This window comes from Mucilaginibacter phenanthrenivorans (assembly GCF_024721155.1).
Classification (GTDB): domain Bacteria; phylum Bacteroidota; class Bacteroidia; order Sphingobacteriales; family Sphingobacteriaceae; genus Mucilaginibacter; species Mucilaginibacter phenanthrenivorans.
In genome coordinates, this window is the sequence record NZ_JAHVAP010000008.1 from 66958 (window position 1) to 84606 (window position 17649).

Annotated in this window: 17 protein-coding genes and 1 pseudogene; 7 read left to right on the plus strand and 11 right to left on the minus strand. The window is 42.4% G+C overall.

Annotated features, from left to right (window positions below):
* Positions 1–175: 175 nt before the first annotated feature.
* Together KXD93_RS19810 and KXD93_RS19815 are read right to left on the minus strand one after the other, a co-directional pair.
* Positions 176–1549 (minus strand): dipeptidase, encoded by a 1374-nt coding sequence (locus KXD93_RS19810; RefSeq protein WP_258139086.1) that lies wholly within the window; start codon positions 1547–1549, stop codon positions 176–178.
* Positions 1550–1728: 179 nt separating this feature from the next.
* Positions 1729–2358 (minus strand): hypothetical protein, encoded by a 630-nt coding sequence (locus KXD93_RS19815; RefSeq protein WP_258139087.1) that lies wholly within the window; start codon positions 2356–2358, stop codon positions 1729–1731.
* Positions 2359–2508: 150 nt separating this feature from the next.
* Between KXD93_RS19815 and KXD93_RS19820 the strand changes: the two genes are divergently transcribed.
* Positions 2509–2769, plus strand: coding sequence for a hypothetical protein (locus KXD93_RS19820; protein WP_258139088.1), 261 nt, complete (start codon positions 2509–2511; stop codon positions 2767–2769).
* 101 nt (positions 2770–2870) lie between these two features.
* A complete protein-coding gene (locus tag KXD93_RS19825) occupies positions 2871–4307 on the plus strand; it encodes a tetratricopeptide repeat protein (protein ID WP_258139089.1) in 1437 nt (478 codons plus the stop codon).
* A gap of 117 nt (positions 4308–4424) precedes the next feature.
* On the opposite strand, the gene KXD93_RS19830 is transcribed toward KXD93_RS19825, so the two are convergent.
* The 3 genes from KXD93_RS19830 to KXD93_RS19840 form a co-directional block, all read right to left on the minus strand.
* Positions 4425–4718: a hypothetical protein gene (locus KXD93_RS19830; protein ID WP_258139090.1), complete on the minus strand. Its 294-nt coding sequence runs from the start codon at positions 4716–4718 to the stop codon at positions 4425–4427.
* 199 nt (positions 4719–4917) lie between these two features.
* A complete protein-coding gene (locus tag KXD93_RS19835; RefSeq protein WP_258139091.1) occupies positions 4918–5286 on the minus strand; it encodes a helix-turn-helix domain-containing protein in 369 nt (122 codons plus the stop codon).
* Between the two features lie 168 nt (positions 5287–5454).
* A complete protein-coding gene (locus tag KXD93_RS19840) occupies positions 5455–7737 on the minus strand; it encodes an ATP-dependent helicase (RefSeq protein WP_258139092.1) in 2283 nt (760 codons plus the stop codon).
* A 175-nt stretch (positions 7738–7912) separates the two neighbouring features.
* Here KXD93_RS19840 and KXD93_RS19845 point away from each other — a divergent pair, with 175 nt between their 5' ends.
* From KXD93_RS19845 to KXD93_RS19865, 5 genes are all read left to right on the plus strand, one after another.
* A complete protein-coding gene (locus tag KXD93_RS19845) occupies positions 7913–9238 on the plus strand; it encodes a paraquat-inducible protein A (protein WP_258139093.1) in 1326 nt (441 codons plus the stop codon).
* Between the two features lie 11 nt (positions 9239–9249).
* The gene (locus tag KXD93_RS19850; protein WP_258139094.1) at positions 9250–10572 is read left to right on the plus strand and encodes a paraquat-inducible protein A; all 1323 of its coding nucleotides are present in this window, start codon (positions 9250–9252) and stop codon (positions 10570–10572) included.
* A 99-nt stretch (positions 10573–10671) separates the two neighbouring features.
* A complete protein-coding gene (locus KXD93_RS19855) occupies positions 10672–11259 on the plus strand; it encodes a hypothetical protein (RefSeq protein ID WP_258139095.1) in 588 nt (195 codons plus the stop codon).
* Position 11260: 1 nt separating this feature from the next.
* Positions 11261–11467 carry a helix-turn-helix domain-containing protein gene (locus KXD93_RS19860; protein WP_258139096.1) on the plus strand — a complete coding sequence of 69 codons (207 nt, stop codon included), beginning with the start codon at positions 11261–11263 and terminating at the stop codon, positions 11465–11467.
* Positions 11468–11568: 101 nt separating this feature from the next.
* Positions 11569–13284, plus strand: a complete 1716-nt coding sequence (locus KXD93_RS19865) for a S41 family peptidase (protein ID WP_258139097.1) — start codon at positions 11569–11571, stop codon at positions 13282–13284.
* A 336-nt stretch (positions 13285–13620) separates the two neighbouring features.
* Here KXD93_RS19865 and KXD93_RS19870 read toward each other — a convergent pair whose 3' ends face one another.
* The 6 genes and pseudogenes from KXD93_RS19870 to KXD93_RS19895 form a co-directional block, all read right to left on the minus strand.
* Complete coding sequence (locus tag KXD93_RS19870) at positions 13621–14223, minus strand: DUF416 family protein (protein ID WP_258139098.1); 603 nt, start codon at positions 14221–14223, stop codon at positions 13621–13623.
* Positions 14224–14229: 6 nt separating this feature from the next.
* Positions 14230–14766: a hypothetical protein gene (locus KXD93_RS19875; RefSeq protein ID WP_258139099.1), complete on the minus strand. Its 537-nt coding sequence runs from the start codon at positions 14764–14766 to the stop codon at positions 14230–14232.
* Between the two features lie 129 nt (positions 14767–14895).
* The gene (locus KXD93_RS19880) at positions 14896–15510 is read right to left on the minus strand and encodes an REP-associated tyrosine transposase (protein ID WP_258139100.1); all 615 of its coding nucleotides are present in this window, start codon (positions 15508–15510) and stop codon (positions 14896–14898) included.
* A gap of 105 nt (positions 15511–15615) precedes the next feature.
* Positions 15616–15819, minus strand: a complete 204-nt coding sequence (locus KXD93_RS19885; protein ID WP_258139101.1) for a hypothetical protein — start codon at positions 15817–15819, stop codon at positions 15616–15618.
* Between the two features lie 126 nt (positions 15820–15945).
* On the minus strand, positions 15946–16581 hold the full coding sequence (locus tag KXD93_RS19890; protein WP_258139102.1) for an immunity protein Imm33 domain-containing protein: 636 nt from the start codon (positions 16579–16581) through the stop codon (positions 15946–15948).
* A gap of 4 nt (positions 16582–16585) precedes the next feature.
* Positions 16586–17449: pseudogene (locus KXD93_RS19895) on the minus strand (RHS repeat domain-containing protein); the annotation flags it as partial.
* Positions 17450–17649 lie beyond the last annotated feature (200 nt).

The window sequence follows — 17649 nt, forward strand, 5'->3', positions numbered from 1 at the left end:
ATTAGAGTAGGAACAACAGGCTAAAGTTGAATTTTAGTACGAAGTATTACGCAAATATAATGTATTTGTGTTGAAATGCAAATGTTTGTGTTAGAGATTAGAGACCGGAGATTAGAGATTAGTTAAAAAAAGTTCCTTAACTAATCTCTGGTCTCTAATCTCTAATCCCTGATCACTACTCCTCACTCAATTCTGCGAAATACTTATGGAAAAGCGGGATGGTTTCAATGCCTTTATAGTAATTAAAGATATCATACTTTTCGTTAGGGGAGTGGAGTGCATCGCTATCCAGCCCAAAGCCCATTAAAACGGTTTTAATACCCAGTTCTGCTTCAAAAAGTGCCACAATTGGGATGCTGCCGCCGCCACGGGTTGGGATCGGATCCTTTCCAAATGATTCCTTTATCGCTTTTTGCGCCGCTTTATAAGCTATGCTGTCAGTTGGCGTAACAACGGGCTCGCCGCCGTGATGCGGCGTAACTTTAATCTTTACTGATTTTGGTGCGATCTTTTCGAAATGAGCGGTAAATAATTGTGTTATCTCATCTGATACCTGGTTAGGCACTAAACGCATGGAGATTTTTGCAAATGCCTTTGATGGCAGCACAGTTTTGGCCCCTTCGCCAATGTAACCGCCCCAAATTCCGTTTACCTCAAGGGTAGGGCGGGTGCCGGTACGTTCAAATGTACTGAAGCCTTTTTCGCCCCAAAGTTCTTCAACGGCAAGGTCCTTTTTATATTCATCCTCATCGTAAGGTGCGCTGTTAAGGGCCTTGCGCTCTGTTTCAGTCAATTCAATTACCTTATCATAGAAACCCGGTATAGTTATATGGTTGTTTTCATCGTGCATAGAGGCAATCATTTTAGCCAATATGGTAGCCGGGTTTGCCACAGCGCCGCCGTATACCCCTGAATGCAGGTCACGGTTTGGTCCTGTTACTTCCACTTCCAGGTAGGAGAGGCCACGCAGGCCAGTTTCCAGCGACGGATTTTCCATACTTAGCATTGAAGTATCGGAGATCAACACCACATCTGCCTTTAACCTGTTTTTATTCTGTTTTACAAATATTCCCAGGTTTGATGAGCCCACCTCTTCTTCACCCTCTATCATAAACTTGATATTGCAGGGCAGGGTATTGGTCTGCATCATCAGTTCAAAAGCCTTTACATGCATATAAAACTGGCCTTTATCGTCGCAGGCACCGCGGGCGTAAATCTTGCCATCGCGCACTGTAGGTTCAAAAGGCGGCGTTTTCCAAAGCTCAAGCGGATCAGGCGGCTGAACATCATAGTGGCCATATACCAAAACCGTTGGTTTCGACGAATCGATTATTTTTTCACCATATATAATAGGGTAGCCGGCAGTTTGGCATACCTCCACATTTTCTGCGCCGCTGTCGCGGAGCTTTTCTGCTACAAACTCGGCAGTTTTTAAAACATCAGTTTTATATTTCGGATCGGCGCTAACGGATGGAAAGCGCAGCAGGGCGAATAACTCTTCCAGCATCCGGCCCTTATGCTGTTCAACATAGTCTTTTATAAGCTGCATAATTGTAATTTGAAGCAAATATAGGGTTTGTTTTGAGAGATAAAATGAGAGAGGAACAGAATGATAATTTGCTGATCACCACACAGGATAGTTTTGCAGCGATTGCATCAAGGTATCCATAAACAGAAAAAGCCGGGACGCATCCCGGCTTTAGTATATTTATAAATTTAAACCGATTATTAGTTTAAATCAGCAGTACCTACGTTTTTCTTATCGTTAAGATCAGCAGTGCCAACGTTCTTTTTGTCGTTTAAATCAGCAGTACCTACGTTTTTCTTGTCAGAAAGATCATCGGAAGCAATTTCTTCGTTAAGGTCAGCAGTGCCTACATTTTTCTTATCGTTAAGATCAGCAGTACCAACGTTCTTTTTGTCGTTTAAATCAGCAGTACCTACGTTTTTCTTGTCTGCGAAATCAGCGGTGCCTACATTCTTCTTATCTGCAAAGTCAGCAGTACCTACATTCTTCTTGTCAGAAAAATCGGCAGTACCTACGTTTTTCTTGTCTGCGAAATCAGCGGTTCCTACATTCTTCTTATCTGCAAAGTCAGCAGTACCTACATTCTTCTTGTCAGAAAAATCGGCAGTACCAACGTTTTTCTTATCTGCAAAGTCAGCAGTACCAACGTTTTTCTTATCTGCAAAGTCAGCGGTTCCTACATTCTTCTTATCGTTCAAATCTGCGGTTCCTACATTTTTCTTATCGGAAAAAGTATAGCCATTGTCTGATTTTAAGCTGATAGTCTGAGCTGACGACACTAATGCTGTTGCGCTTAAAACGATAATTGTAGAAAATATTAATTTTTTCATTTTGCTTTATAAATATGTTTTGTTATAAATATTCTTGTTCAATAAAATTTATCAGATACCGGGTAACCTTTATTTTTTACTTACGTACAAGGGGTAACGCCTGGTAGTAAGGTGTAAAAAACGCATTTGGTTGTAGTTTTGAGCTACGCTATGGCATTAACCATAATAAACCACGATAAATTTTTGAAAGGGAATAAAGCAAATGATGAGGATAATTACGCAATTAATGAATTGCCATTATCGCTATTTGTTATTTCTTCAGCGAAGCTAAATAATAAGGAACCGTTAACGCAGCTTGCCCAACACGAACAGTTGAAGGCTATAACTTGTGCAATTAAAATCTGTCTTAAAATTTACTTATTGGTCGCCAATAATTTATCGCCACAAGTTTACGAAATATTTTTCGAATAACAAAATAAATTTATAATTAAATTAATACAGTTTGCCTGCAATTAATATATTATTATCAATTATATATAACTTTATACGCAATTGAACGTAATAGTGACCCAATGAGAACCATTTTCATTTACATATGTGTTGCTTTGATGGCATTTTCGTTCGGCGCTAAGGCAGAGGATAGTGTTACGGGCGTGGATACGACTGAAATTATTAAGCTAAACAAGCAGGCCTATGAAATCCGTAACTCGAACCCCGACGAAACCGTTGCCGGTGCGCAAAGGGCTCTGGCAATGGCTCAAAAGGCGGGCTATTGGAATGGAGTAGGTGAGGCATACAGGGTAATGGGGATAGGTAACTATTATTTAAATAAACCCGAGGTAGCCATTGATAATTATTTGAACGCCCTTGCCCAATTTAGCAAAGCCGGGAATTTACAAAGCGAAGCCGCGGTTTATAATAATATAGGCAACCTGTACATGGATAATGATTATGATCAATCATTGTACTTTCTGCAAAAATCACTGAAAATTGCACAACGGTTGAAGGATAATGAACTGATGGCTAAGCTATATAATAATATAGGAAATATTTATTTTCGTAAAAAAGCTTACCACCAGGCATTAACTTACTATGATAAAAGTAATGACATGTTTGCCGTACTAAAGGATTCGGTAAATCTTATTAAATCCCTGCAAAATCGTGGCGTAATTTACTATAGTCTCAACCAGCTTGATAAAGCCCGTGTATTACTATTGCAAGCCAACAAGCAGGCAAAAGAAAAAGATTTGAATGAACCTGTTGCCAGCATCGATTTGACGCTGGCATCGTTGTATATCGACCAAAATAAATTCGACGACGCCCAGGAGATAGTTGCAGAGGGTTTAAACTATGCTAATATTATTAAGGACGAGAAACTGAAGCACGATTTTAATTACACTAATTACGAACTGGAGTTTAAGCGTAAGAATTACGAGCGGGCGTTGTTTTATTTGCGTGATATCTATCACCAGGACAGCTCGTCATTTAAAACAAGTGTTTCAGCCCAGCTAGGCTTACTGGATGTTAAGCATAAACAGGAAGCCCGGGACAGGGAAAATCAGCTGATCATTCAACGACAGCAATATGACCGGGTGAAGTTTTGGGCGGTAGCGGTAGTTGCCGGCCTCTTGCTGATATTGGTGGGCCTGTTAATCAGTAACGTAAAACGCAAGGCGAAAACCAACGAACAGCTTACTAATCTGAATGCGGAAGTTTCGCGGCAGAAGGATAACCTCGACCGCATAAACCATCACCTGGAGGAAATAATTGACGAACGCACAAAGGATCTGCAGATTAAAAACAAAAAGCTTTCCGAATATTCGTCCTACCTTTCGCACCAGATCCGCGGACCTATTGCTACGCTTAAAGGCTTAATGAACCTTGAAAAGGAAGGGCTGGTTGACCAGGCCGAATGTATTAAGATGATGAATAAGTGCGTGAGCGAAATTGATGATAAGATCATCGAAATGAGCGATATGCTTCACGATCCGGTGAAGACGAGTTTGTGATTATTTAGTCTTTAGTCTTTAGTCAGGAGTCTAGAGTCTTAAGTCAGAATCGGGATGTTTGGAAGCTTGAACGAAAAAACAAGACTACGGACTTAAGACTACAGACTATTGACTACATTACATAACCAACGGCCAGCTGCTATGAATCTGCGCCTCAATAAGGCCCAGATAAAGGCAGTACCACGCTATCATTTGCAGGATCACCAACTCACGGTGCTTTTTATAACCCTTGGTTTCAAAGGCAAGGGTTTCGTCGCCTGCTGTTACAAAAAATCTTTTTTCGCCGGTGCTTGGGGTGAAGCGCGTTTTTAAAAGATCAACCACTTTTACCTTCAGCTTGCTCGATGGATCATGAATTGTTCCGTTCTGTATTGCTTCGGCTTTAGGGATGGATATCAGGTAATTTGGCATAGCAAATGATTTTGTTTCATTTGCTATGTTGCAATTTTTACTCCAAAACAGGCCAAAACATCAAATCTGGGCCGTTTTTCAGTATTTTATAAGGGGGAAGGGATAAATTCTTTTTAAAAACAAAAAAAGCCACACCATGTATAACGCCCGCAGGTTTATACAGTAGTGTGTTATTTATTGAACAATAAGGGGGTAGAAATTAAACCATAGCGGGAATTCTGTTCCTTAGTTCTTCATAAAGCAGGATTACCTTGCGTTGCAGGTTTGCTATTTCGGCTTCGCGATCCAGGATCTTTTTCTGGGCAACATTTAAGTGCGATACCTGTGGCTCAATATCCTCAGCATCCAGCACCAAAAGATTAACCACGTTAACCTCATAAATGTTTGCAATTTGTTCAAGGCGGGATAAGTTGATGTCAGTTACTCCAGTCTCAATTTTTGAAAAGGCAGGAATAGAAATGCCTAACTTGTTTGCCACATCTTCCTGGCTCCAGCCACGTTGATGACGGATAGTACGAATGTTTTTACCAACTGACTTGTTGGTCTTCTTTTTTAGATTGTCGTTCATAACAGTTTACTAATAGTTTAAGAGGTTATTAGGAGTATAATAACATAGTCAAATCCTATGCCATATTTAATTAATGGGCAAAAGTGATTTGCCACAGACTTAATAAATATATTATGCGGAAATGTGTGGAATTATTTCCACAGCTATCGGTAAAAAATTGCTTAAACGTTAAACTATCCGGAGCTTGGCAAATTTCAGCAGGAGTTGCTTTTGGCCTATTTCCTTAAAAAATATGGTGGCCTTTATATCGGGTTTGTTACCTTCAAGGGTTAAAACCTTTCCAAAACCGAACCTTTCATGTTCAACTTCCATACCAACCTGCAACTTCGATGTGTCTGACGGGGCAAATCCCGGGGTGGGAACGTGCGCCTTTGCCAGTATCGAGGTTGTTTTTACGGGCGGGGCAGTTGCCGATTTTGGCTTTGAAAAAGTATCAGCAGCTTTATTGCTGTTCCAGGCTGTTTTTTCCTGGTCAAAAAATGGGTTGTTACTGCTAGCAGGCTTGGCACTGTAATCCAGTTCCAGGTACTGGGCGTCTATTTCATCCAAAAAACGGCTCGGCTCACAATTGATGAGTGTTCCGAATTTAAACCTTGAAGTTGCATAACTGAGCGTTAGCTTATTTTCGGCGCGGGTGGTGGCCACGTAAAACAGGCGGCGCTCCTCCTCCAAATCGCTGCGGGAATTGAGCGACATTTGCGACGGGAACAAGTTCTCCTCCAGCCCCACAACATACACCTGCGGAAACTCCAAACCTTTTGAAGAGTGGATGGTCATCAGGGAAACGGTGTCGGCGTTTTTGTTCTTGTCGTTATCGTCATTGGTGAGCAGGGCAATATCCTGCATAAAAACATCAAGACCTTTTTCCTCAATATCTTCCCGTTCCGAAAATTCCTTGATCCCATTCAGCAGTTCCTGGATGTTTTCGTAGCGGTTAAGGCCTTCTACCGATTTATCTTCATAAAGGTCCTTTAACAAACCCGAATGCTGCGCAATATGCAGTGCCGCCTCATAGGCTGAAAGGTTTTTTACGATCACCTGGAAGCTCTGGATCAGCATGGCAAAGGCGCTTACCTTGCCTGCAGTTCGCCCGTCCAGGTATTTGGATGCGCTGATGATCACCTCGAACGGTGAAATGTTATTTTTATCGGCACTAACAATAATATGGTCTACCGTTGTATCTCCAATGCCGCGGCGCGGGTAATTGATTACCCGTTTTAAAGCTTCCTCGTCGTTAGGGTTAAAGGTTAGCCTGAAATAGGCAACCAAGTCCTTGATTTCCTTACGCTGGTAAAAGGAGAGCCCCCCATAAATTTTATACGGCGTGCCCAGCTTGCGCAGGGCTTCCTCCATCGAGCGGGATTGCGCGTTCGTACGATATAGTATGGCAAAGTCGTGCCAGTTAAGGCCCTTGGTGCTGCGCTCCTGCATAATCGCTTCAGCTACCAATTTGCCCTCCTCGTTATCGCTGAATGCGCGCATCACCTTTATTTTGTCGCCGTTTTCCTTTTCGCTGAAAACACGCTTTTTTAGCTGGTCTTTGTTGTTGGCGATAATACTATTGGCCGTATTTACAATGTTTTGGGTCGACCGGTAATTTTGTTCCAGCTTAAAAACCTTCAGGTCCGGGTAATCCTTTTCAAAGTTCAGGATGTTCTGGATATTGGCGCCGCGGAAGGCATAGATACTTTGCGCATCATCACCCACCACGCAAATGTTCTCGTTTACGGCAGCAAGTTTTTTTACGATCAGGTATTGCGAGTGGTTGGTATCCTGGTACTCATCAACCATCAGGTATTTGAATTTGTGCTGGTATTTGTTTAGAACCTCAGGATGTTCCCGCAATAATTCGTTGGTTTTGTATAGTAAATCGTCAAAATCCATAGCGCCGGCGCGGTAGCATCGGGTAGCGTAGTTTTGATAGATGATACCTAACAGCGGCCTCTTGGTAGCAATATCGTCCGCCTGGATCTGGTCGTTCTTCTGGTATTCCATCCACGATACCAGGTTGTTTTTGGCTGCCGAAATGCGGTTGAGCACAATATTTACGGCGTACAGCTTATCGTCAAGGTTCATTTCTTTGATGATGGCCCTTAGTACGCTCTTGCTGTCGTCGGTATCGTAAATAGTGAAGTTGCTGGGGTAGCCAATTTTGTCGGCCTCAACCCTGAGCAGCTTTGCAAAAACAGAGTGGAATGTACCCATCCAGATGTTTTTGGCATCGGGACCCACAATTTTGGTGATCCTGTCGCGCATTTCGCGGGCGGCCTTGTTGGTAAAAGTAAGTACCAGGATATTAAAGGCATCAACGCCCTTATGGATGAGGTGCGCCACACGGAAGGTGATCACCCGCGTTTTGCCCGATCCTGCGCCGGCAACTATCATTACCGGACCTTTTATTTGTTCAACTGCTGCTCTTTGTTCGGGGTTTAATCCCTGTAGATAATCCAAATTCTGTTCCTCTTTTCTGCAAGGGCGAAATTAGGATTTTTGACGGAAAGGCGAAAGGGAGATTTCGGAAAATGGGATGGCGGATGATGACTCATTTCAGTGTAACATAAACCATCTGCCAAACAATACAGCAACTGTTGAGTTATATCACGGTCCAGATTTAACAAAACCAGATTTGACTGCCAGAAAAACAACCGATACTGCTAAGGGATTTAGCGTTTCCAAATTATTGCTCATCCTTGGCCTGGGTGCCTTTTTATGCTGCGAGGGATATTTTGGCTGCCGGCTGCATACTTTGTCTATTCAGCAGGAGGAGATCAAGAAGGATTATTCCGATATCAATAACATCACGCTAGGTTTGTTTTCGGTTGATCAATGGCGGGATAAGGTGTCCGGGATAATAAACCACCAGGTAAAGCATTTTACGCTTAGCCCTAAGCAAAAAAGGGACCTGCAGAAAGAAGTTGAACAGATCATCCTCGCGCTGATCAATAAAGCAGAGGGCCTGGTTAACAAGCCAACAAAATCCATCGGTGGCAAACTGAAAAAGCTGGCGGTGAAAACCTTTGTGAATACAGATAAGATTAAAGCACAGGTACCTGCCTTTGCAAAAACCATTATTGCCAAAATAGATAATCCGCAAAGTAAAAACAAGCTGAGTTCGTTAGCATTGAACAAGTTTGCACAGGCGCAAAAAACCGGCTATTTGGATAGCACCATCACGGCAAACGATTCGTTGAAGAACAAAATGTACCAAAAATACCACGTCTCGTCGCCCGAAGAATTCAACAGTAAGCTTACATCATCGCTCGACAGCATTCGTACCACTACTTACAATTATTGTTTTGGGATGCTGGGCTGCATCCTGATCGTTTTGGGGTTATGGTGGGTGTTCAGGAAGCGGGTGGAGTTGCACGCGGTGCTGTTTATCATGTCGCTGCTTTTTGCCTTCATCCTGCTGGCGGTTGGCTTAACCGCATCCATGATAGAGGTCGATGCGCGGATCAAGTCGCTTGATTTTGTGCTGCTGGGCGAACATGTGGTTTTTAAAAACCAGGTTTTGTTCTTCCAAAGTAAAAGTATCCTTGATGTAGTTGAGGTGTTGGTTAAACAGCCGGCGGTTGATTCCATATTGGTCGGTGTTTTGATCCTGATGTTTAGTATCCTCTTTCCCATCATGAAATTAACCTCCACCGGGATCCACCTGTTAAGCAAAAGAAAGCTGGCGGAAAATCGGTTCATCAAATACTTTGCCTTCCAATCGGGTAAGTGGAGCATGGCCGACGTTATTGTTATTGCCATATTGATGACCTATATCGGCCTTAACGGGTTGCTGGAAAGTCAGCTGGCCGGCCTGAATATTAAGAGCGACGCCCTGACCATCATCACCACCAATAATACGGCATTGCAGCCCGGCTATATCATATTCATCAGCTTTGTGTTGTACGGACTGGTTTTATCAACCATCTTGAAGTTTATTACACCTTATGATTCACATTAACAAGTACAGCTTTGACAACTCAATCACAACATAGGGAAACAAAAAAGTTCGGGCTGCCCCATATCCTGCTTATTCTTGGGTTAAGTGTGCTGCTCTGCGGGGAAGTTTATTTCGGCTATCGTTTGCACGCCCTCTCTGCCGAGCAGGAACAGATAAAGGAAGATTACAGCATGGAGAATAATATCACCTTCGGTTTATTTTCTGTCGACCAATGGCGCGACAGGATCACCGATGTTGTGAACCACCAGGTTACGGATTTTAATATGACACGCGCCCAAAAGCGGGCGCTGCAAAGGCAGGTAGAGCAGGCGCTTCACGGTTTAATTAATAAAACCGTTGCTGAGATCAACAAGCCGCAAAAATCAATAGGTGGAAAGCTGAAAAAGTTGGCGTTCAATACTATGGTGAATGCAGATAGCATCCAGGCATTGGTACCCTCATTTTCCAAAACCATTATCGACAAGGTGAACAGCCCATCAAGTACCAAACGGCTAAAAAACATTGCCACCAGTAAAATTGATCAGCTTGCTAAGCAAACCTACGATAATACGTTCGAAACCAATTCGCAGGTTGACAAATACCTTTATAACAAATACCATGTGTCTGACCCTGTCGAGTTCAATAAAAGGGTCTCTTCGCAATTAGCAGCTATCCGCCAGGTTACTTACAATTATGCTTATGCCATGCTTGGCTGCGTGGTTTTTGCGCTTGCCTTATGGTTGCTGATGCGCAAGCAGGTACATTTGCAAAGCACGCTTTTTATCATGTCGCTGCTGTTTGCCCTTGTTATGCTGGCAGTTGGGATAACCACTACTATTATAGAAGTGGATGCGCGGCTCCAGACACTTAGCTTTGAGTTGATGGGACAAAAGGTTGCGTTTGAAAACCAGGAGTTATTTTTCCAGAGTAAAAGTATCCTGAGCATAGTTTCCACCCTGATAGCGCAGTCAAAGCCGGATGCCGTAGTGGTGGGGGTTTTGATCATGCTGTTCATCATTATTTTGCCCGTTGTAAGGATGGTGGCAAAGGGGATCCATTTATTAAGCTCTAAAGAATTCGCTGAAAATAAGGTGGTAAGGTACCTTGCCTTTGAGTCGGGGAAATGGGATATGGCTGATGTAATGATAGTGGGCATCCTGATGACCTATATCGGCCTGAACGGGATCTTAAAAAGTCAGCTGTCCAACCTGAATATTCATAACAGCTTTATGAACACCACCACGGTAAACGATACCTCGCTGCAGCCGGGTTATTTCATCTTTGCCGGGTACGTGATCTTCGCATTGACATTGTCCTACATTTTAAAACGCATCACACCTTACGACGTAAAGTAAACAGGATCGATTTAATTTTAACAATTATTAACAATAAATATTTATTGTTTTTCGATAAATTATATACTTTTGGATCTCTAATAAAACAACCGGAGATCAATGAAAATAAGGTTAAAATTTTGGCTTCGCGCTATCCGGGTACTTGTCTGGATTTCAATAATAGGATTTAGCATCACCCTTTTTAATTCAGTTCGCCTGGCCATCGGCTCAAATACGATGCGTGCTGAAGTGAACCTGCAAAAAGCAGATACATTACCATTAACGCACGGAAGTCTTGAGTTAAGCAGCGGCGTTTACTCATTTAAATCAACAGAATTTATCGACCGGCTGATCTTCAGGCATACCTATGAAAATTGGGATTTCATCCAGTCGTTGTTTAGCCTGGTTAGCTGCTGCCTTTTACTGTTCACTGTCAATGGCATCAATGCCGAATCGCCCTTCACGCTAAAAGTTGCCAAAAGAATAGCGGGTATCGGCGTGGTGTATATAGCTTATGGCCTGATAAATATTGGCGCCGCCTTTTACATGCGGGCAAAAATAATACAGCTCGAGAACCATCTAAGCCTGCATTATTTTAGTTTCCCGGCCGACCTCTCATACATCAAATCAGGGGTGTTTATTTTGATCTTCTCGTTCATTTACCGCATTGGTGTTAGCTACCAGGAGGAAAACCAATTAACAGTGTGATATGCCGATCATTGTAAACTTAGATGTAATGATGGCGAAGCGCAAAATGTCGCTGAATGAACTGCAGGAAAAGGTAGGCATCACCCTGGCCAACTTATCTATTTTAAAAACAGGAAAGGCAAGGGCCATCCGGTTTGAAACGCTGGAATCGATCTGTAAGGCTTTAGACTGTCAACCAGCAGACATCCTGGAATATAAACCCGAATAATAAAGTATAACAGGTCGCCCGCTTTCAACCTAAACCTTATCACAATTGAATTGGCGGAACCAAAATTGAATAATAATCAAATCTATTAATACAATCTCCCTATGAAGAATATCAAATGGATCTTCTTACTTGTTTTATTGCAGCATGCAGGAATCGCGTTAGCGAAAGTCCCGGTTAATATTTACAAGCCTGAACCGGCGATAACGGTTGCTCAAAAAAATGATCTTGCATTGTTATGCAAAGTATGGGGACTGCTTAAATATCACCATCCCGCCGTTATAAAGGGCACTTATAACTGGGATGAGGAGCTGATTAAATTCTTACCAGCTTACAGCGCGAATAAGGGCAAGGCTGATCGCAATAAAATACTTTTGCAATGGGTCAGTAAATTTGGCGCGGTGCCTAAGTCTCAGCCGATTCCTGACAGTTTACTCGCTAATGCCAAGCTTGTACCCGATTACACCTGGATCAGGAAAAGTAAGTTGCCTGCTGAACTGGCGGATCTTTTGGTGTCTATCAGCAATTATCATTCTCCCGATGATCAAAAATACGTTAAGTTTCTTGCGGACGATGATATTGTGATCCCAACCTTTATTAATGAGGAAGCCTATCCAACCATGACTTACCCGGCAGTTGATTACCGGCTGCTGGCAGTATTTAGGTATTGGAACATCATTGAATACTGGTACCCGTATAGATATTTAGCCCGGCAGAAATGGGAAGATTGTTTAACCCCGTTTATTGTTGAGGCTATTGCTGCAAAGGATGAACTGGCCTATGCCCGCCTGGTACAAAAAATGGCAGGAACTATTATGGATAGCCATGCAACGGTTAATTTTAAAAAGCGGGACGAAGTTACCGGGAAATGGGTGATGCCCTTTATGGTTAAATTTATTGAAGATAAGGCAGTGATCAATTCGGTAGATGTAAAGTCGCCGGAGGTTGCCGGCTTACAGGTTGGGAACATAGTGCAGGCAATCGATGGTGTGCCTGTAGAAAAAATAGTGGACGACAAAAGGCTGTATGTATCCGCATCTAACAAAGCCGTGGTGTTACGGGAGGTAGCCAGGCTGCTGAACCGCAGCAGCGATTCGACCAGCAAAATAACCATAACCGCTAACGATGGGGCAACAAGGATACTGGCGGTAAGGAACAGCCTGTATAAACACTATGCAGCTGCACCGTATGACTTCCCCTACCAAAAGGACTCTTCCTGTTTTGTGTTGCCGGGCAATGTGTTATATGTAAATGCAGGCGCCTTTAAAGCCAGCCAGGTGGACCGGGTTAAACGGGAGTTGAAAAAGGTAAACGGACTGGTACTGGATGCAAGGCAGTACCCAAGAACCGGGGCCGGCGACGTGATCAGCCTGCTGCAGGGCTTATTGCTTGCGGATAAGGGGGCCATGTCTAAATTCTCTACCGCTGTAAAGGGATATCCCGGTTTATTCAGGTACGCTAAGCCGTTTATAATAGGGGAGGCCAATGCCGATCATTATAAAGGCAAGGTTGCCATTTTGGTTAACGAGGAAACACAAAGCACCAGCGAGTTTTTAACAATGGCTTACCAGCTGGCGCCCAGGGCCTTAGTAGTTGGATCAACAACGGCAGGGGCCGATGGTAACGTAAGCTATGCCTTCCCGTTACCCGGAGGTTTTATGACACAAATTACCGGCTTAGGCGTGTACTACCCCAATGGCAGGGAAACACAGCAGGTAGGCATTGTGCCCGACGTGAAAGTTGTACAAACCATCAACGGTTTCCGGAATCATAAGGATGATCTGTTGGATAAGGCGGTGGCTGTTATTAATGGTAAGTGATTAAGCGGCAATGTTTCCAGTTTTCAAGCAGGATGTCTTTGTATTCATTTCGGATAAAAGAGGTCTATCCAGCCTACAACAGCAAAGCTTACAAAGTAAAGCCGCTCCTGGTTCCTGAATTTATATTTGGTACTCATTTAAAATAAAAATACCGCATTGCCGGGTATTTGGCAAGCGGTATTTTCTTCATTTTGGCATTTTACAACATGGCATGCTGGCTACCTAAACGCGGGGCACGAGTACGCCTTTACGCTTTTGCCGGCGCTGCATACTCGCGCCAGGTTGGGTTTTATTTGATTATCAATCTGTTATATTGATAACAATAGGAGTGAAACACTACCGTAGTAATGATAAATCTATAATAGGTTCTATCGTCCTTAAGTCGTTTAATAGTTCATCTGTTATAATGTCCAAATCTATATTTGCTAAAGTTTCAATTAAAACTCTTTGTCTGTTTTTCTCTTTTATCATAAAATCATCGTGTTCAATTTGTATGTCAATGCTTGAATCCAATGAATTCAAATCATCTTTTTCCTGAATAAACATATCAACGGTATCACGGGCATAAACAGCCACATCGACTATTTTATCGCTATTATTATCAAGTAAAAAACTCAGTGAACTATAAATCGATGTGCAAGCATCTAAAGCAAATGAAACAAAAATTTCCGGAAAATCCTCTGTGTTTGGAGTAACCTTCTCAATGTTTAAAATTGCATTTTCCACGTTTTGCACTCTGATTAAATCTTTATTTAACAGACATTGAAATAATAAAGAAAGACCTTCTGCAAGTATATTAGAATCCCCCCAATTAGTTACTTTTTTAAAAAAGACATAATTTGGATAAAGCTTTTCGCATGTTAAAGCAGCAAAAATTATCTTTCCTTTATCTGAAATTAATTCAAGCGCGTTTCGTGTTTCTTGTCGGAATTTGTCCATTGTATTTTAATTATGGGTTTTGTTAGCCGTCTTAATCGGTGTAACTGGCTTAGCGCCTGCGGCATCAATAGCAGTTTGACACAATAAACAAATTGGTCTGCTTGCTCCTATGTCGGTTATACTTATGCCGTTACTAACAGCATGATTTAATACAGTCGTTTCAGCATGTCCTGGACCGGTAGCTTCAATTTCATTGCTTTTAAGCATCTGTCGTTGAGCAGGCCTTAATCTATTTTCGCTTGAGCCCACAACGCGAACTGCCTTGCCATTTGCGTCGATGCCATCAGCGACAGCAATAGTAGTTCTATTTTGGGTAGCAGCAGGAACCGCACTATGTATGTCATTTGCCCTTGAGCCAAGACTAGGAGCGTCCGAGATAGGGGGTTTAGCTATAGTTGTTTCCGGTATACCACCTTTGCCCTCTTCGGGTATAAATATACTTGCAATTGTTTGTAAAATTCTGCCGGTTATGGCAAGTTTTTCACCTATTGAAACGTCTTTGCTGCCGATATTTTGGATGTCTTTTGAAGTTGCTAATCCCAATTCCTTAGCAAGCTTTTCCCCCCGCCTGGCGCGAGTATGCAGCGCCGGCCTTTAGAGGTGGGGTACTCGTGACCATTCCAAAATGCCCATGGTTTGTACCCGCCAACCAATATGCAAAATACCCATGGTTTACCTTACCTCCGGATCAGCTAAAATTACGTCAATCAATCCGGACATACCATAATAGTTTCTTGCGCTGCTGTATAAATAATCTTCAGGCTTTTCGACAATTCCGGCTACCACCGGATTGTTATGGATATAATCTAGTTTTTGATGTAATATTTTATGGTCGAACAATTCAACAGGATGATTGTCCTGCTGCCATAATTGAAATTCAATGTTCTGACTGTTCTTTTGTCCGGCACGTTCCATCAACCATAACATCCATTCGCGCCGGCTTTCTCCGGGATGATCTTTGATTGCCTGCTTTAATGCTATTGAAGTATGCTTTTTCATATCCCGCATAATATCTTCCAGCTTGTTGCCATGTGTGCCGATGATCATGTGGACATGGCTGGTCATAATGCACCAGCCGTAAATTTCCAGTCCTTTATGCTGCTGGCAATGCTTCCAGCTTTCAAGCAAAATGTCCTTGTATTCATTTCGGATAAACAGGTCTATCCAGCCTACAACGGCAAAACTTACAAAGTAAAGCCGCTCCTGGTTCCTGAATTTATATTTGGTGCTCATTGAAAATAAAAATACCGCATTGCCAGTTATCTGGCAAGCGGTATTTTTATTCATTTTGGCATTTTGTAACATAGCATGTTGGCTACCTAAACGCGGGGCACGAGTACGCCTTTACGCTTTTGGCCTGCGCGGCATACTCGCGCCAGGTTGGGGCTGTTATTAATGGTAAGTGATTAAGCGGCAATGTTTCCAGCTTTCAAGCAGGATTTCTTTATACTCGTTGCGGATAAAAAGGTCTATCCAGCCTACAACGGCAAAGCTTACAAAGTAAAGCCGCTCCTGGTTCCTGAATTTATATTTGGCACTCACTGAAAATAAAAATACCGCATTGCCGGTTATTTGGCAAGCGGTATTTTTCTTCATTTTGGCATTTTATAACATAGCATGTTGGCTACCTAAACGCGGGGCACGAGTACGCTTTACGCTTTTGGCCAGCGCGGCATACTCGCGCCAGGTTGGGGTTGTTAGCAACAGAATTGAAACACTAACCTATAATAAAACCTTTTCATCAAACCAAATTTTTTCCGGTTCACCTGTAAGAATACGAAAGCCAAAAGGTAGCGCAAGATATTTTATTAGGTCAGGTCTCTTAAAAACTACATGATAATAATGAATAGTCTGCAGTGAACTAATATCCCCATCATAAAGCTCAGTAGTTAACCACCAGCCAGTCATATTATTAGGCGACGGATATCGAACAGCGTCTATGTCTTTTCCATCAAATACTCCTTCTGAAATTACAATTAATTGACTAAATAGAGGAAACAATGGTATGATGTCGTATTTAATACATTCTTGCTGCTGGTCAATAATTACTTTTATAGCGTGATCTCCGCCTTCGACAAAGCCTTTGCCGTCTGGTTGGACTTCATGTAAATTTATAATACTATTAGCGACAATCACAAACTTCAATAGCCATGAGTGGTAGGCGATCGTTTGACCGTCGTTTATTACAGGTTTGTAGTCTATAAAATAATTAATTAGATAAGTTAGCAGCGCAATGTATTGCTTCTGTTCCTGTTTACCCAACAAAAGTTTGAGTTCTAATCCGACAAAGCGTTTCAAGTTAACTGTAGTTAAATAACCGTTCTCGGTCTTAATTTTTATATTTTTTATTATTAGCATAATATTACGGATTATTTCTTTTTGCTGTACTTACCTCACCACCTTGTTTTTTACTACATCCAAGGCATTGGGGAAATAATTCTTTCGGTGGTTGTAAAGCACTAGGGGGTTGATGATCTGGTACAAAATTTCCGCTTTTCGTCCCGGGGTCAGTTGTGCCACAAGTATGACATCCCGTGTCGTTTCCTATATTATTTATTGCATCTCGTTCTGCTTTTGTAAAATTGCGTCCTGAACCATTTGCGGGAATAGAACCCGCTGCATAAGGCCCTGGCTCTAAAGTGCTAACTGGTTTGGTCAATGCCGATAAATCTGCAGCAAACCCTTCATTAAATACACTTTTTAGGGCTTGGGCAGTTGGCGCAATTGTCTCGCCAACCCCAGCAGTTGCTAAAACCGTTGTAACATTGGCGGCTCGGTCTCCGACAACCCCACCAAATGCCTTGCCATCCCCTTTAATTAATGCCTTAACTGCTGTTACTTCAGCATGTACCTGTTGGTAGACCGGAGACATCCTGATTGGCAATGTTGCAATTTGTCCTGCCGACATTTTGCTAACCGCTTTTACAGCACTCTTCGCTGTATTAATCGGATGCCTTAATGCACTATAAGTAGATGTAAAAAAGTTTTTGAAAGAACTTTTCGCGGAATTCCAGGCATCGCTTATAAATCCCTGGCCAGGCCACATGCCATCGGGGTCTTCAAATCTTATGGCGTTATCAAAACCATAAACGTATGATGACCATCGCCTTCCTTTTTCAGCTAAAGGGTCAATTGTTTGCCACCTAGCAACCACCGGATCATACAGCCTCGCGCCGTAATCATAAACCCCCAACTCTTCCTGCAACTCCTTCTTATTGTAAAGGTATTCATTTTTTAATAATGGTACAGGTGGGGAAACACTACCACAAAAAAAACCGGATGATACATTTGTACCGTCCGGTTATGCTGGTTTTTAATTTGATGTTTTGGTATTTGCTTTGATTTTCAATCTGTTACGTTGTTAGCAACAGGATTGAAACACTACCATAATGTGTTCGTTGTTAGCAACAGGATTGAAACATTGCC

Excerpts from the sequence above, each read along its gene's own strand:
- KXD93_RS19860 (WP_258139096.1), top strand. The coding sequence starts at position 11,261 with ATGCCGATCATTGTAAACTTAGATGTAATGATGGCGAAGCGCAAAATG.
- KXD93_RS19855 (WP_258139095.1), top strand. The coding sequence starts at position 10,672 with ATGAAAATAAGGTTAAAATTTTGGCTTCGCGCTATCCGGGTACTTGTC.
- KXD93_RS19825 (WP_258139089.1), top strand. The coding sequence starts at position 2,871 with ATGAGAACCATTTTCATTTACATATGTGTTGCTTTGATGGCATTTTCG.
- KXD93_RS19815 (WP_258139087.1), bottom strand. The coding sequence starts at position 2,358 with ATGAAAAAATTAATATTTTCTACAATTATCGTTTTAAGCGCAACAGCA.
- KXD93_RS19890 (WP_258139102.1), bottom strand. The coding sequence starts at position 16,581 with ATGCTAATAATAAAAAATATAAAAATTAAGACCGAGAACGGTTATTTA.
- KXD93_RS19870 (WP_258139098.1), bottom strand. The coding sequence starts at position 14,223 with ATGGACAAATTCCGACAAGAAACACGAAACGCGCTTGAATTAATTTCA.
- KXD93_RS19880 (WP_258139100.1), bottom strand. The coding sequence starts at position 15,510 with ATGAATAAAAATACCGCTTGCCAGATAACTGGCAATGCGGTATTTTTA.
- KXD93_RS19885 (WP_258139101.1), bottom strand. The coding sequence starts at position 15,819 with ATGAAGAAAAATACCGCTTGCCAAATAACCGGCAATGCGGTATTTTTA.
- KXD93_RS19865 (WP_258139097.1), top strand. The coding sequence starts at position 11,569 with ATGAAGAATATCAAATGGATCTTCTTACTTGTTTTATTGCAGCATGCA.
- KXD93_RS19820 (WP_258139088.1), top strand. The coding sequence starts at position 2,509 with ATGGCATTAACCATAATAAACCACGATAAATTTTTGAAAGGGAATAAA.
- KXD93_RS19835 (WP_258139091.1), bottom strand. The coding sequence starts at position 5,286 with ATGAACGACAATCTAAAAAAGAAGACCAACAAGTCAGTTGGTAAAAAC.
- KXD93_RS19830 (WP_258139090.1), bottom strand. The coding sequence starts at position 4,718 with ATGCCAAATTACCTGATATCCATCCCTAAAGCCGAAGCAATACAGAAC.
- KXD93_RS19810 (WP_258139086.1), bottom strand. The coding sequence starts at position 1,549 with ATGCAGCTTATAAAAGACTATGTTGAACAGCATAAGGGCCGGATGCTG.